This is a genomic window from Pedobacter sp. JY14-1 (assembly GCF_029269825.1).
In the GTDB taxonomy this organism is placed as follows: Bacteria; Bacteroidota; Bacteroidia; order Sphingobacteriales; family Sphingobacteriaceae; genus Pedobacter.
Genome location: NZ_JARJHU010000005.1, coordinates 697,056 through 713,114 on the forward strand (window position 1 = coordinate 697,056; position 16,059 = coordinate 713,114).

At 45.4% G+C, this 16,059-nt stretch carries 17 protein-coding genes and 1 rRNA gene; 6 read left to right on the forward strand and 12 right to left on the reverse strand.

Annotated features, from left to right (window positions below; translation table 11 throughout):
- Positions 1-31: 31 nt before the first annotated feature.
- Together P2W84_RS13530 and glmM are read right to left on the reverse strand one after the other, a co-directional pair.
- Entirely contained in the window at positions 32-1,177 is a 1,146-nt protein-coding gene (locus P2W84_RS13530; RefSeq protein WP_276090674.1) for a cysteine desulfurase family protein, read from the reverse strand.
- Entirely contained in the window at positions 1,178-2,566 is a 1,389-nt protein-coding gene (gene glmM, locus P2W84_RS13535) for a phosphoglucosamine mutase (RefSeq protein WP_276090675.1), read from the reverse strand.
- Positions 2,567-2,689: 123 nt separating this feature from the next.
- On the opposite strand from glmM, the gene P2W84_RS13540 reads away from it, so the two are divergent.
- The 3 genes from P2W84_RS13540 to P2W84_RS13550 are packed head-to-tail and all read left to right on the forward strand — an operon-like array spanning position 2,690 to position 4,712.
- Positions 2,690-3,421 (forward strand): class I SAM-dependent methyltransferase, encoded by a 732-nt coding sequence (locus P2W84_RS13540; RefSeq protein ID WP_276090676.1) that lies wholly within the window; start codon positions 2,690-2,692, stop codon positions 3,419-3,421.
- Positions 3,418-3,981: a phosphatase PAP2 family protein gene (locus P2W84_RS13545; RefSeq protein WP_276090677.1), complete on the forward strand. Its 564-nt coding sequence runs from the start codon at positions 3,418-3,420 to the stop codon at positions 3,979-3,981. The genes P2W84_RS13540 and P2W84_RS13545 overlap by 4 nt, the downstream gene beginning before the upstream one ends.
- Complete coding sequence (locus P2W84_RS13550) at positions 3,981-4,712, forward strand: ZIP family metal transporter (protein ID WP_276090678.1); 732 nt, start codon at positions 3,981-3,983, stop codon at positions 4,710-4,712. The genes P2W84_RS13545 and P2W84_RS13550 overlap by 1 nt, the downstream gene beginning before the upstream one ends.
- 19 nt (positions 4,713-4,731) lie before the next feature.
- On the opposite strand, the gene P2W84_RS13555 is transcribed toward P2W84_RS13550, so the two are convergent.
- The 8 genes from P2W84_RS13555 to P2W84_RS13590 form a co-directional block, all read right to left on the reverse strand.
- Positions 4,732-5,181: a MarR family transcriptional regulator gene (locus P2W84_RS13555; protein WP_276090679.1), complete on the reverse strand. Its 450-nt coding sequence runs from the start codon at positions 5,179-5,181 to the stop codon at positions 4,732-4,734.
- A 36-nt stretch (positions 5,182-5,217) separates the two neighbouring features.
- Positions 5,218-6,159, reverse strand: coding sequence for an MBL fold metallo-hydrolase (locus tag P2W84_RS13560; protein WP_276090680.1), 942 nt, complete (start codon positions 6,157-6,159; stop codon positions 5,218-5,220).
- Entirely contained in the window at positions 6,160-6,753 is a 594-nt protein-coding gene (gene coaE / locus P2W84_RS13565; RefSeq protein WP_276090681.1) for a dephospho-CoA kinase, read from the reverse strand.
- On the reverse strand, positions 6,753-7,700 hold the full coding sequence (locus P2W84_RS13570) for a YbbR-like domain-containing protein (protein ID WP_276090682.1): 948 nt from the start codon (positions 7,698-7,700) through the stop codon (positions 6,753-6,755). Before P2W84_RS13570 ends, coaE begins: the two co-directional genes overlap by 1 nt.
- Before the next feature lie 87 nt (positions 7,701-7,787).
- Positions 7,788-8,120 carry a preprotein translocase subunit YajC gene (gene yajC / locus P2W84_RS13575; RefSeq protein WP_276090683.1) on the reverse strand — a complete coding sequence of 111 codons (333 nt, stop codon included), beginning with the start codon at positions 8,118-8,120 and terminating at the stop codon, positions 7,788-7,790.
- Positions 8,121-8,133: 13 nt separating this feature from the next.
- Complete coding sequence (locus tag P2W84_RS13580; protein WP_276090684.1) at positions 8,134-8,586, reverse strand: DUF1573 domain-containing protein; 453 nt, start codon at positions 8,584-8,586, stop codon at positions 8,134-8,136.
- A gap of 5 nt (positions 8,587-8,591) precedes the next feature.
- Positions 8,592-9,485, reverse strand: a complete 894-nt coding sequence (gene nusB, locus P2W84_RS13585; protein ID WP_276090685.1) for a transcription antitermination factor NusB — start codon at positions 9,483-9,485, stop codon at positions 8,592-8,594.
- 95 nt (positions 9,486-9,580) lie between these two features.
- Complete coding sequence (locus tag P2W84_RS13590; RefSeq protein ID WP_276090686.1) at positions 9,581-10,669, reverse strand: Glu/Leu/Phe/Val dehydrogenase dimerization domain-containing protein; 1,089 nt, start codon at positions 10,667-10,669, stop codon at positions 9,581-9,583.
- A 112-nt stretch (positions 10,670-10,781) separates the two neighbouring features.
- Between P2W84_RS13590 and P2W84_RS13595 the strand changes: the two genes are divergently transcribed.
- Both P2W84_RS13595 and P2W84_RS13600 read left to right on the forward strand, forming a co-directional pair.
- Positions 10,782-12,569 carry an ABC transporter ATP-binding protein gene (locus P2W84_RS13595; RefSeq protein WP_276090687.1) on the forward strand — a complete coding sequence of 596 codons (1,788 nt, stop codon included), beginning with the start codon at positions 10,782-10,784 and terminating at the stop codon, positions 12,567-12,569.
- 70 nt (positions 12,570-12,639) lie between these two features.
- The gene (locus P2W84_RS13600) at positions 12,640-12,963 is read left to right on the forward strand and encodes a DUF3276 family protein (protein ID WP_276090688.1); all 324 of its coding nucleotides are present in this window, start codon (positions 12,640-12,642) and stop codon (positions 12,961-12,963) included.
- 97 nt (positions 12,964-13,060) lie between these two features.
- Here P2W84_RS13600 and P2W84_RS13605 read toward each other — a convergent pair whose 3' ends face one another.
- Positions 13,061-14,239 (reverse strand): hypothetical protein, encoded by a 1,179-nt coding sequence (locus tag P2W84_RS13605; RefSeq protein ID WP_276090689.1) that lies wholly within the window; start codon positions 14,237-14,239, stop codon positions 13,061-13,063.
- Between the two features lie 80 nt (positions 14,240-14,319).
- Between P2W84_RS13605 and gdhA the strand changes: the two genes are divergently transcribed.
- A complete protein-coding gene (gene gdhA / locus P2W84_RS13610; protein WP_276090690.1) occupies positions 14,320-15,660 on the forward strand; it encodes an NADP-specific glutamate dehydrogenase in 1,341 nt (446 codons plus the stop codon).
- Between the two features lie 147 nt (positions 15,661-15,807).
- Here gdhA and rrf read toward each other — a convergent pair.
- Positions 15,808-15,919 (reverse strand): 5S ribosomal RNA (gene rrf, locus P2W84_RS13615).
- Positions 15,920-16,059: the final 140 nt, after the last annotated feature.

Genomic DNA, 16,059 nt, shown 5'->3' on the forward strand with positions numbered 1-16,059 from the left:
TGTGTTAAGTGAATGAATTATACATTTCCACTTAATTAACAACCATAGACACAATCTGTTTGATTTTTTCTACTACCTGGTCCAGCTCATCCCTGGTATTGTATTTACTGAAGGAGAACCTGACAGACGGGCGTTCAGGATCGGTACCTATAGCTGTCAGCACATGAGAACCAATATTAGAACCGGACGAGCAGGCACTTCCCCCAGATGCCGAGACACCGTTGATATCCAGGTTGAACAGCAACATATCAGCCATATCAGAAGGCGGAAAGGATACGTTAAGCACGGTATATAAGCTTTTATCTGCATCCGTCTCTCCGTTAAACTGTACGTCAGGTATTTCAGCCAGCAGACGCGTTTTAAGGTAATCCTTCAGCCCCTGTATATAATTTTGGTGCAGGTCCATATCCCTGTATGCCAATTGCAGGGCCTTAGCCAGACCAGCTATGCCATAAACATTCTCGGTACCACCACGCATATTGCGTTCCTGCGCACCTCCAAAGATCATAGGGCCAATCTTGATATCATGATTGATATAAATAAAGCCCGCTCCCTTTGGGCCATGCAGCTTGTGCGCCGAGCAGGCCAGGAAGTGTACCTTCAGCCTACGCACATCATGCGGATAGTGCCCCATGGTCTGCACGGTATCACAGTGATAAATGGCATGATATTGCGAACACAGTTCCCCTACCCGGTCGATATCGGTCAATGTTCCGATTTCATTATTGGCATGCATCAGGGAAACAAATGAACGTTCATTATCTCGCAAAAGCTCCTCCAGATGTCTATAGTCTATATTGCCCTTATCATCAACATCTACAAAACTGAGTTTATCAATAACACCCTGCTGCAATAAAGCAGTGAGCGTATGTTCAACTGCATGATGCTCAATACGGGAAGTGATGGCATGCCGCAGGTTAAAGGCAGCGATACCTCCCCGTATAGCGGTATTGTCCGCCTCAGTACCACCGGAAGTAAAGAAGATCTCAGCAGGAGCAGCATTCAATAAGCCCGCAACTGTTTTTCTGGCTTTTTCGATCAGCGTGCGCACCTCCCTGCCCTGTGCATGTATAGATGACGGATTACCATAATAACGCTGCATAACATCGGTCATTTCGGTGATTACTTCCGGGTCGAGAGGCGTTGTAGCCGCATTGTCCAGATAAATCCTTTCCATTTAGCTTAACTTTAAAATTTCCCTGATATCTGCAATGATCTTAGCAGCAAGGTTCTCTGCCACAGTTTCGGTACTGGCCTCACTATAAATCCTGATGATCGGCTCCGTATTGGATTTCCTCAAGTGTACCCATTCCTTGTCAAATTCAACCTTCAATCCGTCAATGGTTGTATGTGGTTGGCTTTTGTAGCGTTCCTGCACCTGGAGCAGCAGGCCGTCTATATCCATTTCCGGCGTAAGGGTAATCTTGTTCTTGGAGATATGGTAAGCAGGATAACTGCTGCGCAATACGGATATAGATTTACCATATTTGGCCAGGTGGGTTAGAAACAATGCAATGCCCACAAGCGCGTCCCGTCCATAGTGGAGTTCAGGATAAATGACACCCCCGTTACCCTCTCCGCCGATAATCGCATTCACCGCCTTCATCTGATTCACAACATTGACCTCGCCTACCGCCGCAGCATGATATTTACGTCCTGCCTTTTCCGTAACGTCGCGCAATGCGCGGGTAGAAGAAAGATTAGAGACCGTGTTCCCGGGGGTATGCGTCAAAACGTAATCTGCAATGGCCACCAGCGTATACTCCTCGCCAAACATGCTGCCATCCTCATTGACAAAGCAGAGGCGGTCTACATCGGGATCTACCACAATGCCCAGGTCGGCATTCTTCGTCTGAACCAGTCTGGCGATCTCCGTCAGGTTTTCAGGCAGCGGCTCCGGGTTGTGCGGAAAATGACCATCAGGCTCACAGTACAATTCGTACACAGTCTCCACACCCAGCGCCTTTAATAATGCAGGTACAAATATGCCGCCGGTAGAATTCACGCAATCAACAGCGATCTTGAAACCGGCCGCTTTAATGGCAGCCACATCAACCAGTGGTAACGCCAGGATCAGGTCAATATGCTTCTGAAGATAAGTGTCATTTTTTGTAATACTGCCCAATTCATCTACACCGGCAAACTCAAAAGCCGCATTTTCCGCGATCTCCAGAACTTCCTTACCATCCGCATCACTAATAAACTCGCCCTTTTCATTCAGTAGCTTCAACGCATTCCATTGCTTGGGATTGTGGCTTGCCGTAAGGATAATTCCCCCTGCAGCCTTTTCCAGCGGAACAGCAATTTCCACAGTCGGTGTAGTAGACAGGCCGAGATCCACTACTTCTATACCAAGACCCTGCAGTGTTCCGGCCACCAAATTATTCAGCATTTCACCAGATATCCTGGCATCACGGCCCAATACGATCTTCCTGCGACCTGTCTTTGCAGTTACCCAGGAGCCATAAGCTGCAGCAAATTTTACGATATCAATTGGGGTCAGTCCTTCACCGGCAATTCCGCCGATCGTGCCCCTTATTCCCGAAATAGATTTTATCAGTGTCAAGGTCTGTTTATTTTTTCCAAAAGTAGGAAAAAATGGACAAAAGCCTCTACAGGCAAATAATCCCCCGCCATACTTGACAAAACACTATCTTTGTCCCTTTCTAAAACAACAAAGTACAGTGCCATGCAGCGGAAGTGGTTTCAATATTGGTTTAACTCCCCTTTTTATCATGTCCTTTACAGCCAGCGGGACGATGCCGAAGCAGAATTCTTAATTGACAATCTTTCCGCCTACCTCAGGCCCCAGGCCGGGTCCAGGATACTGGACATTGCCTGCGGAAGAGGGCGCCATGCCGTTTACCTGCATAAAAAAGGATACGATGTGACCGGCATAGACCTTTCGGAGCAAAATATCCGTTATGCGCAGCAGTTCGAGCAGAAGACCCTTCATTTCTTTGTCCATGATATGCGCAGGCTGGCCTTTATCAACTACTTCGACATCGCGCTGAACATGTTTACCAGCTTTGGCTATTTTGAAAGCGAAAAGGACCATGTAAATGCACTCAAAGCCTTCAGGAAAGGGCTGAAAACTGACGGCACACTGGTCATCGATTATTTCAACACCCAGAAGATCGTCAGTAACCTCACACATCAGGAGATAAAGACCCTGGAAGGCATCGAGTTCCACTTGCATAAATTCGTGTCCGGAGGCAAGATCATCAAACACATCAACTTTGAACACAGAGGTAAGGCATATGCCTTTGAAGAAAGGGTGCAGGCTTTTACACTTACTGATTTCGAGCGTATGTTCGAAAAGAGCGGACTGCAGATAGCTGCCACCTTTGGCAGTTATGCACTGGAGCCCTACGATGAGATTCATTCTGACCGTCTGATCTTAATCTGCAAGAAAGCATGATCGAAAGTTTACAGCAATTTGATGTCGAACTGTTCCTGAAGATCCACCGCGGGCTGGCCAATCCCTTCTTTGACTGGCTGATGCCCCTGATGCGCAACAGGTTTACCTGGGCTCCGCTCTATCTCTTCATCATCATCTTTTGTGTACGGGAATACAGGAAAAAAGGCTGGTACATCATCGGTATGTTGCTTTTCACTTTCGCCATGGGCGACCTGATGGCCTCAAGGCTCATCAAACCTGCCATGCTGAGACTCAGGCCATGCAATGAGCCAGCACTGATCAACGAGATCATTCACAGAGTGCCCTGCGGTTCAGGCTACAGCTTTCCTTCGGCACATGCCACCAACCATTTTGCCCTGGCAGTTTTCCTGATTATGATATTTTATAAACGATGGAAACCAATATTGCCCCTGGGGCTCTTCTGGGCCTTCATCATTTCGTTCGCCCAGGTCTATGTAGGTGTGCACTATCCCGTTGACGTCATCACCGGAGCGCTCCTGGGAACAATTATTGGCCTGACCACCTCAAAACTTTTCCGTACACTGCAACCCGAATTATAATGGAAATCTGGAAGCTCCTCATTTTATTTTTAAGCGCCTTTTTGGGCGGATGCGCCATCTTCCTGGTTAGGAGCGATAAATCACAACTCCTTAAGCTGATCTTATCCTTCAGTGGCTCCTATCTTTTTGCCATTACGGTATTGCACCTGATTCCGGATGCTTACCACGGCAGCGAGTCTGAAGAAATCGGTGTGTTTATACTAGCCGGCTTCCTGTTGCAAGTCTTCCTCGAACAGTTCTCAGAGGGAGTCGAACACGGACACATCCACAGGCACCATGAGCATCATGTTTTTCCCTACGGCATCATGATCAGCCTTTGCCTTCATGCCTTTCTGGAAGGGATGCCCCTGGCCAAGGACCAGCACAATGCCCTTATCTTCGGAATTGCCCTTCATCACATTCCTGCGGCTTTTGCATTAAGCAGTATACTAGTCCAGAATCGTTATCAGAAAAACAAGGTCGTGTTCTTTATTTCGCTGTTCGCATTGATGGCACCGCTTGGCTTTTATGTGAGTAACGGCCTGAGCAATGGTTCTATTGGTGGCATTGAAGCCTATTTCAATAAGATCATGGGCATTGTCATCGGTATCTTCCTGCACATTTCCACTACGATCCTGTTCGAGTCCAGCGTGGACCACAAGGTAACCAAACGCAAAATGATCGCGGTGCTTTGTGGCCTTGCAGTAGCACTGATCGGCTATTTCAGTTCCGGTCATGGTCATAGCCATTAAGCTGCGACCGACCGGGTGTTTATCCTCTCATTTTATCCAGTAGTAGATTCAGTTGCTCCGCCTCTGCTTCCGTCAGGTTTGCAGATATAATATCGGAGATACTTACTTCCCTGTCCATCTGCTCCAGCAAGAAAAGTCCTTTTTCGCTGATCAGGATATCTACCGCCCGTTTATCTGATCCGTTGGCCGATTTAACCACCAGACCCTTCTGCACCAACCGTTCCACAATCCTGGAAGCATCACTCATTTTGTCCAGCATCCTGTGCCGGAGCAGGTTTATCGTAGACGGGTTCGGGTACTGCCCCCGTAAGATCCTGAGTATATTGAACTGCTGGGTTGTAATATCATAAGGTGTAATTACCTGCTTCAGCCTGTCTATACACCAGGCATAAGTAAACAGTACATTCACAATGGCCTGCTGGTACCCGCTCTCAAATCTGGAAGTATGTGTTTCTGTCTGCAACTGCATGCGCGATCAATTTTTCGTTAACTGCATCATCCCAGATCAGTTAAGCAATTTAACGACCAATTTTTTTTCGAGGTGCTGTTGAAGATACCTTCCATTCCCATGATTGGTCCAGATCTGCTCGGGCTTCACACGGTCAACAGTAAGCAGGATATCGTCCCAATCGGCGTGATCCGAGATCAACAACTGCAGCGGGTTTCCCTGCTGAAGATATTTCCAGCCCGTTGCAAACACCCTGACGACATTTACAGCCCTGAAATAACTATTGAAGACCATTGGTGGTACCATATAAATCATATGATCCTTTTGCTGCTTCATCAGCTTTCTGTCGTATACTTCATATTTACCAAGTGTAATCCCCATCTCTTCATAAATGCGGGCAAAAGGCACTATACTGTGGTGAAGCAATATCCTCTTTTCTGTACAATACTTACTAATTAAACTAATGAGCCGCTGGGACTTACCCAATGCATAAGCACCGAGCATGATATTTCCGCGGACATCATTCAGTTTCAATACTTCTCCCACTGCATCCGGATGCGAAAAATCAGGGTCCGCAAATGTCGTTTCGGTAATCAGCACATTTGCCCCAACCAATTCGACCGGTTCGCAGGTCAGGTCCGGCTGCAATTTATAATCGCCCGTGTAAAGATACCTTACCCCCTGATATTCCATCAGAACCATTGCCGATCCAAGCATATGCCCCGCCGGAAGGAAACTGATCTTCACGCCATTCAGCAAAAACTCATGCCTGTAACCGTAAATATGAAACCTCTGGGCCGCAAAGCGCTTATACCGATGCTCCATAAAGCGCTGCGTAGGCCCTGTGCAGTAGACTTCCCCATTGCCGCCTACAGCATGGTCACCATGGGCATGAGAGATCACCGCTCTTGGTACCGGAAACTTAGGATCCAGATAAAACTGGCCATAACGGCAATACAGGCCCGTATTGTCCAGGACAATAAAATCATCCAGTATCACTTATCGCCCTCCTGTGAAAAACTCATGCAACTCCATCACCTGGGCGACCAGTGAATGCCGCTCGTCGTTATAAATAATCCTGTCCGCCATCTTTATCTTCTCCTCATCTGTAAGTTGCTTATCCATACGTATCCTTACTGCATCGGCAGATACGCCGTCACGTTGCATTACCCACTGCAATCGTTGTACTTCGGGCGCAACTACCAGGATATTGACGTCACACATTTTATAAGAACCACTTTCAAACAATAATGCAGCTTCTTTCAATACATAAGGACTATCCGGCGATATCTTGGACACCCAGGCATCAAATGCCCTGAAAACAGCTGGATGTACCAGGGCATTAAGCTTTTCCAATTCCTTTATGTCATTAAAGACAATATTTCCGATATGTTTATTGTTCAGTGCACCATTGTCAAAATAACTCTCGCTGCCAAATGTATCTCTGATACCATTCATCAGCAAAGGATCAGTAGTCATTATAGCCTTAGCCGCATTGTCTGCATAAAACACCGGGACACCTAAGGTTTCAAATATCCGGCACACCGTGGTCTTGCCACTCCCTATCCCACCTGTAATTCCTGCCTTAACCATTATTTTTCAATGATAAAATCTACCTTCGCCGGCGAAACCGAAATCAGTTTACAATGATCGGGAAACCTGTTGATCCTTACCCTGAGCCGGTGATGGCCCATCGTCTTCCATTCCTCAATGTCCACTATGGCATCCATATAGTTTTCGTTGATCTGCTGATATTTAGATAAGGGTACCAGGAAGGTTACCTTTACTTTTTTCGGAAAAAGCCTGATGTCCTCGTATTCTCTGTTGTTCATGACATTGAGCGTCAGTTCCACTGTTTTCTCCGTAAATTCATCTACAGGTATCCTCACTTCAGCTGTGGCCGGAAAAATATTTACATTTTTCATATTATTACGCATCATGGCAATACGCGCTACAGTAGTAGACTGCATGTCATAAAGCCTCAGTGTGTCAGTCGGCCATTCACCGATCCGCTTCAATTCCTTGTCAGGTCCCAGTAAGGTCACATGATCCGGATTGAGGACAATGTCATTAGCTATCCCATACTGTTTTGCAAAACTAAAATCATATACCAGCTTCACCGGCACCTTCTTTACTGCCCTTTGGGAAAAATCAAAATACAATGTATCCGGCACGACAGACATAATCCGCTGAGAAGTCTCCAGTTGGCGGTTGATATCAGCCAATTGTTCAGAGAACACGATAAAGTTCCTGCTGTTCAGTTTTTCAAGGCTAATCGCAATTGATTGCGGTTTAATCCTTAGCCTTGCAAAAAGCAACTGCCAGCCCGTACCTTCTACCTGAAGGTCTACCGTATCCGACTGTAAAGCATGAAAAGCCTTTTTTTGCGGAAAGTTCTTATACACCAGTACCGTTTTTGCCGAATACCTGTATTTATTGTTCAGTGACAGGAAAAGCCATGCGATAACCGCCATTAGCAAACAGGTGAACAGCGTCAGAATCCGCTTTCTTTCTATGATCGTAAGCTTTATTAATGGCATAGCAGTAAAATAACGAAAAAAAATCAGCTGAGTCCAAAAAAAAACCGCCCGGATAAACGAGCGGCTTCCTTAATCTTTAACAACCGATCAGGCCTTAGCCGCCTCAGCCGGTTTAGGAGCCGAGGCCTTCGTTGCTTCCAGCGAAACCGCTGACTTGTCAAAACGGATCTTGGTGCCACCTTCTACTTCGATCAGGAAAGTCGTATCGTTCATATCTACGATCTTACCATGTATCCCTGCAGTAGTTACAATCTTATCGCCACGTTTTAATCCTTCCACCAGTTTCTTATGTTCCTTTGCCTTTTTCATCTGTGGTCTGATCATGAAAAAGTAGAACACGATCATAATCAGCACCATTGGAACCAGCGTACCCAGCATATTACCTCCACCGGCAGCCTGCAATATCAAATTTAATGTCATAGTCTATATATTGTTATTCTGTAATTTCTCCAACTAAAAGCAGCTGAACAGTACTGTTCAATGCGTTTGATATCACATTTATAGGCTTATTCACTGCTCCAACCGGTTTACCTTCGCTATGAAATACCACCTTTAACTCACTCGACTTGCCGGGAAGTATAGGATCTTTCGGCGGCTCAGGCACGGTGCAGCCGCAGGTCGCGATAGCTTCCTTAATGATCAGCGGCTTTGCACCGGTATTCTTGAATTTAAAGCTATAGCTTACCAGCTCACCTTTTTTAATCTTTCCGAAATCATACCGTTCCGTTTCGAAATTCAACACCGGTCCATCCTTATGCAGAGAGTCCGCAGGTACGTCTGTCGTTTTGGCAACTTCCGTACTGTCCGCTCCCGATGCGGTTTTGTCTGACTGTTGACACGCTGCAAGTATAAGCGTCGTACATGCTACTAATAGAACTTTTTTCATATTGGTTATTCTTCAATTAATCCGCGACCAGCTTTCTTGATACTGTTAGTCCGCTTCAGGTCACCCATTATCTTGTCCAAGATACCGTTTATAAACGAATTACTCTTCGGTGTACTGTAATCTTTTGATAAATCAAGATATTCGTTGATCGTCACCTTTACTGGTATCGAAGGAAAATTCATCAGTTCACAGATCGCCATTTTCATCAGGATCGTATCCATAAGCGCGATCCGCTCAGACTCCCAGTTTTTTGTACGCTCTGCAATCAAAGCCTGGTAATCCTTGTCATACTTCAAAGTATATACAAAAAGGTCTTCCACAAATTTCCCGTCCTCATCCCAATCCTGACTGATCGGGGTGAGCTTGTTCGAAAAAGGATCTTCACTCACAAAATTCTTAATCGTTTTTGCCACCATACCCTGCATCACTTCCTTATCGACAGACCAGTTGATAAATTTGTCTTCAAAAGCCTGAATAATATTGTGGCTTTTCAGGATAATCTTCCTGAAGATATACTTGATGATCGTTTTAGATTCCTCCAGTTCGTTCACAGGATCCGCAAGGTAATCTGCGTATTCCTGCGTAACTTTCAGTGTATTGAAGATTGCCTTCACGAACTCGGGATCTGCCATCCAGTTGATCCTGTATTTTTTTACAGCCGCAATGTATTCAGGGTTTTCCTTCAGTGTTACCGCAAATTTATTGAGCTGCAGCTTCAGGTTAGGGTTTTTATCCTCAGCGGTTGGCAAATGTTTATTTGCTCTTTCCGTAGCGTCAATGCTGGTATATTCTGTGATCTCTACGAGCAGCGAAAGCATCCACATATACATCTCATAGACGTCATCGATACTCTTCATCAGCGCTTTTTTCGCAGCCGTAAGGTCCTTTTTTTCTGTCATGTGCCAAGCAAATATATTTTGCAGGGCTTTAATTCTTAAATGCCTTCTGTTTAACATGAATGTAAGAACGAGTGGTGTATTACCTGTTTATTTAATTAAAATGATGATTTTATTTTTTTAATATCAATGATTCTCTGCTCAGCTATGCGGTTGGCCGCCCAAACTGTAGGAATGTTGTCCTTTTTGGACATCTTGATTACGTCACGTGTTGCGTTATAGATATTTTCAGTTAGTTGTGTAGTGCGTTTTTTACCATAACCGGTCAGTTCGGAATAACAACTGATCAGTCCGCCCGCATTGATGAGATAATCAGGTGCAAAAAGAATTCCCTTCTCCAGTAGCTTCTTACCATGCACCTGCTCATCGGCCAGCTGGTTATTCGCAGAACCGGCAATGATCGCGAACTTCATTTTATCAATGGTCCGGTCATTTACAGTGGCCCCAAGTGCACATGGGGCATAGATATCTGCATTGAGCCCGAATATCTTGTCAGCAGCTATAGGCTTAGCCTTATAGGTTCTCGCCACATGCTGCAACCGGTCCTCGTTAATGTCGCTGATGTATACCTCTACGTTTTCAGCCCTCAGCAGTTCTACCAGATGCTCGCCCACATTTCCTATTCCCTGTACAACCACGGAACGCCCTGCCAGCATATCGGTACCGAAGACCTCTTTGACACATGCCTTGATCCCAAGGTATACACCCTTAGCGGTAGTCGGAGAAGGATCCCCTGCTCCTCCCAATGATTCAGGCACACCCGTCACATGAGTAGTCTCCATGCGGATATATTCCATGTCACGCGTATTCGTACCCACATCTTCCGCAGTAATAAATTCCCCGTTCAGGTTTTTAATGAACCTGCCATAGCTCCTCATCATCGCTTCGGATTTCTGCTTGCGGGAATCCCCGATGATCACAGCATTGCCACCGCCAAGGTTAATGCCGGTAATGGCTGACTTGTAAGTCATCGCCCTGCTTAACCTCAGCACATCTTCGAGGGCTTCTGCTTCACTTGCATAGTTCCACATACGCGTGCCACCGATCGCAGGTCCCAGGGTTGTGTCGTGAATGGCAATGATTGCTTTTAAGCCGGTATCAGGATCATTGCAGAAAACCACCTTTTTATGGCCAGACGCGCCTATTTGGTCTAAAATGGAATTTACTGTACTGCTGTTACCGGACATATGCTGCTTATTTATCAGATATGCCGCAAAACTAATATAAAAAGGATTAATTACATTGGATTAACCGAAGAAACTTAAAAAATATCAGCTTTTGGGCTAACTTTACCAGACCATGCGGCACCTCAGTTTTTTAAACAAATACTTCTATAAATATAAAGGGTGGATCGTACCCGGCATACTTTTCGTCATCATCTCCAATATTTTCGGGGTCATACCCGCGCCGGTGATCGGACATGCCTTCAACCTCATTACGGAGAACATTCAGGTTTACAATCTTTTCGAGGGCTTTGAAAGGCAACAGATCATTTATGACATCTTCAGTTACAGTCTTTTTTACTTTGGTGCCCTTGTGCTTGTACTGTACCTGCTCAGAGGGCTGTTCCTCTTCTTCATGCGCCAGACGATCATCCTCATGTCGAGACACATTGAGTTTGACATGAAAAACGAGATCTACGCCCATTACCAGCAGCTCAGCCTGGGGTTCTATCGTAAAAACACCACCGGAGACCTTATGAACCGTGCCACAGAAGATGTCAACAGGGTACGCATGTATGTCGGTCCCGCCATCATGTACGCCATTAATACCACCGTGCTCTTCCTGCTGGTCATCTACGCCATGTTCTCCGTTAACTTTACCCTCGCCGTATTCTGTCTGCTTCCGCTTCCTTTCCTGGTCATCATTATTTATTTCGTAAATACACTGATCAACAAAAAAAGCGAACAGATACAGGAACAGTTATCCAGGCTGTCCAGCTTCGTACAGGAACGGTTTTCAGGCATCAGGGTCATCAAGTCCTATGTCAGGGAAAAGCATACGCGAGAGATCTTCGCACAGGAAAGCCAGGAATATAAAGCCAATGCGATGGGATTAGTAAAGGTGCAGGCACTTTTTTATCCTGCAATGATCCTGCTCGTCGGCCTAAGTACCATACTTACCATTTATATCGGTGGAAAACAGGTCATCAATGGTAATATTACCGCAGGCAATATAGCCGAATTCATTGTCTATGTCAACCAGCTTACCTTTCCCGTTTCGATGCTCGGCTGGGTGACCACCCTCATACAACGTGCCGCGGCCTCACAGAAGCGCATTAATGAATTCCTTCAGCTCAAACCAGATATTACCTCAGGTACCGTAAAACAGGAACTCGTAGGCGACATCAGTTTCAGAAATGTCAGCTTCACCTATCCGGATACCGGTATACAAGCTTTGAAAAATATCAGCTTCGATATCAAAAGCGGGCAGTTTATTGCCATCATAGGGCGTACAGGCTCCGGAAAATCCACACTGGCTAATCTTATGATGCGTATGTATGACGCAGACAGCGGCATGATCAGTATAGACGATACTGCGATCAACCGGCTTCACCTTCAGCATTACCGCAATCAAACCGGTTTTGTTCCCCAGGAAGTGTTCCTTTTTTCAGACACCATTAACAACAATATCGCATTCGGATTAGACAAAGTCTCTGAAGATCAGATTGTACAGGCAGCAAAAAATGCAGCAGTCTATGACAATATCGCAGGTTTCGAACACCGTTTTGAAACCATGCTGGGTGAACGTGGCATCACACTTTCAGGAGGACAGAAACAACGTGTTTCCATCGCCAGGGCACTGATCAAGCAGCCCAGACTGCTCATTTTCGACGATTGTCTTTCTGCAGTGGATACCCGTACCGAAGAAGAGATCCTGAGTAATCTGGGCCGGCTCATGAAAGGCAAAACCAGTATCCTTATCGCCCATCGGGTATCAACCATTAAGAATGCAGACCTCATTGTCGTACTCGATGACGGGAAGATCGTAGAACAAGGCACTCATAATGAATTAATTGATCTCGATGGCAGCTATGCAGAACTCTACCGTAACCAGTTGCTTGAAGAAGAAAGCCAATCTGTTTAATTTCGATTTTGAAGTTTAACATTAATTGCTTTATTTTACCGGACAACCAAAACCAAGAGCTAAAGCAACTATGGGAGAATTTGACAACAAAGAGAGAGAAGAGGTTTTTTCCAAAAAAGTAAGGGCCGGCAAAAGAACTTATTTTTTTGATGTAAAAGCCACCAGATCGGGAGACTATTACTTAACTCTAACCGAAAGTAAAAAAAGACTTGAAGACGGCGTTTTCGTAAAGCACAAGATCTTTTTATACAAGGAAGATTTTGAGAAATTTGCTGAAGGCCTGAATGAAACGGTTGATTACATTAAGAGTCATCAGGAAGTAGTAGAAAAGCGCTATGAATACTCCGAAAGCGATGGCATCGGTAAGTACCAAAGTGACGATTTCTCCTTCTAACAGATATTTCTACAGCTCAAGCCCTTTCCCCAACCGGGAAAGGGTTTTTCTTTGCCCTTACTTCATGCCTGGTAAGTCAAGGTATCCGGCATCTCTGCTAATACACCGCAATCCGGTGGGTATGCAGTTCATAAGCAGTGACATCCTTCTTTCCGGCCTGCTGATAAGTAATGATCGCAGAAGGTCTTAGCGGCATATGGCAATTGATACAATTCGTTTTTACCATTGCATTTGCCAGGGTCTTTTCACTATGCTTGATTGCAGGGTGACAGGACATGCACTTTTTGGAATGCGCGATCAACCCCTCGCCCTCCGGTTTATGCGGGCTATGGCAAGTCTGACAACTCATATCCCCACTCCTGATGAAACATAGACTCTTTTCCAGCAAACCAAGCTGATTGCCATGTACATCCTGCTGGGCCGAAGCAAAAGAGCCCGCCTCATAAGAATAGTAATTTAAAATACTGTCCCCTGGTTTAAAAGCATAAGGTGATCTGATCACCTCCAGGCTATTTCCCGAGTGGCACATTCCGCAAGCGTCCAGCCTTTGTTTACGGCTCAGATCCATAAACCGGGCGATATACCTGGCAGCCTTTTCCTCCGGATGCTTCATATGAAATTCCACATGCCGTCCACCGGCACCATGGCACCGCTGACAGTCAATACTCCAAACAATAGATTTAGGCTCAATTTCGTCTTTCAGATTAATCATAGCATCACCCGGTATCCGTTTTCCCTCAGCATATGAAGTATGGCATTCCAGGCACCGCATTCCTATGCCCTGGTAATAGATAGACGACGGATATCCCGGACTGTTTGTCCATTGGTCTACACTTCTGAAATATGACATTTGTAGCTGAATAAGCTGCTTCCCCTTCCAGAACCCATAAGTCTGGGCATTCTTTCCCGATCCGAAAGCAATATCAAAACGATGTTCAGGTCCCGGTTTACCATCTATGTAAGCCACCTGATACAGGCCATCAGTCCGCTTCTCAGCCTTCATCTTCAGGTGTTCGTTAAATATATATTCCGGTACTTCGGGGTTTCCTCCCCTTACAACCGTTGTATCTCCGCTTAAAGCCCTCGAAGTCATCGCATGCCATTCATGCTGATAGTCATCGTAAATCTTTCCATGGCATTTCCGGCAAGTATGTTCATCGGCCCGGGCAGTCTCTGTAGCCTTCAGCTTATCATCTGAGTCCATACAATGCGAGAACGATACTACAAAAATAACTACCGAGAAAAGTATCAGTATTAAGCGCCCCCTTGCCTTCATAAAGTCGTTTGGTTTTCGAAGAACAATATAAGCTAAAAATAGATTTTTCTCTATCTTACGACAACCTAAATTATTTGAGCATGAAGACAGCTATTCAGGAGTTCATGAAGAAAATTGAACTTAGAAATGGGCATGAGACTGAATTTTTACAAGCAGTATATGAAGTTGCTGAATCGATCGTACCATTTGCAGAACATAACCCCAAATACAAAATCCATAAAATACTGGAAAGAATAGCCGAACCGGAACGGGTGCTTATATTCAGGGTACCCTGGCTGAATGACCAGGGCGAAGTAGAGATTAACCGTGGCTACAGGGTACAAATGAACAGTGCTATCGGTCCCTACAAAGGTGGTCTTCGCTTTCATCCTTCAGTAAATCTCAGTGTCCTTAAATTCCTGGCCTTTGAACAGGTCTTTAAAAACAGCCTTACGGGACTTCCAATGGGTGGAGGAAAAGGCGGCTCAGACTTTGATCCGAAAGGCAAATCCGATGCGGAGGTGATGAAGTTCTGCCAGAGCTTTATGACCGAACTTTATCGCCACGTAGGGGCAGATATAGACGTTCCTGCAGGTGACATTGGCGTTGGGGCCAGAGAAATTGGATTTCTCTTTGGCCAGTATAAGCGCATCAAAGGCGAGTTTACCGGCGTACTAACCGGAAAAGGCCCTGAATGGGGAGGTAGTCTCATCAGACCGGAAGCAACCGGGTATGGAGTAGTCTATTTTGTAGCAGAAATGCTCAAGCTCCGGAATGATTCCCTAAAAGACAAGCGGGTGATTGTGTCCGGCGCCGGAAACGTGGCACAATATACCATTGAAAAATGTATTGAAATGGGAGCCTTAGTAGTCACTGTATCGGATTCAGAAGGCTATGTCTACGATCCTGAAGGCATAGACGCTGTAAAGCTGGCTTTTATCATGGACCTGAAGAATCAAAAAAGAGGCAGGATCAAAACCTATGCAAAACATTTCAATTGTACTTTTATCGAAGGCCAAAAACCATGGTCTGTAAAATGCGATATCGCATTTCCGAATGCTACACAAAACGAACTAGACGAAGCAGATGCCAGATTACTTGTTGAAAACGGCTGTTTTTGCGTTGCCGAAGGTGCAAATATGCCATCAACTCCCGGCGCTATTCATGTATTTGAACAAGCAAAAATCCTTTACGCACCCGGAAAAGCCGCCAATGCCGGCGGAGTAGCCGTATCCGGACTGGAGATGTCTCAAAACTCCCTGCGTTACTCATGGGACAGGGAAAAGGTAAATATTAAGCTTAAGCAAATCATTGAACAGATACACCAGGTCTGTGTTAAATACGGAAAAGAAGAAAGCGGATATATAAATTATGGCCGGGGTGCAAACATTGCAGGCTTTGTAAAGGTAGCTGATGCCATGATTGCTCAGGGGATAGTATAAAATACCACTTATATAGGAAACCAATAAAGGCCGCCTCTATGAGGTGGCTTTTGCATTATAACCAAGGGGTATTTAAGACGGATAAGCGTAATTGGGTTGGGTATAAAACAAGAAACCCCTGCAGCATTGCTGCAAGGGTTCTTTAAGATTGGGCACCGACCTACTCTCCCACGTGTTACCGCAGTACCATCGGCTCTGATGGGCTTAACTTCTCTGTTCGGAATGGGAAGAGGTGGACACCATCGATATAGGCACCTAAAGGCCTTTATTGTTCATCATGATCGCATTGCCAATGCAACACACATCATCCAAACAATGACATATTATTGAAAGAAGTTAAGCTCGAAGAGCAAACAACGGTTGTTGTGCTTTAGAAAGCTTCGGATAATTAGTATTACT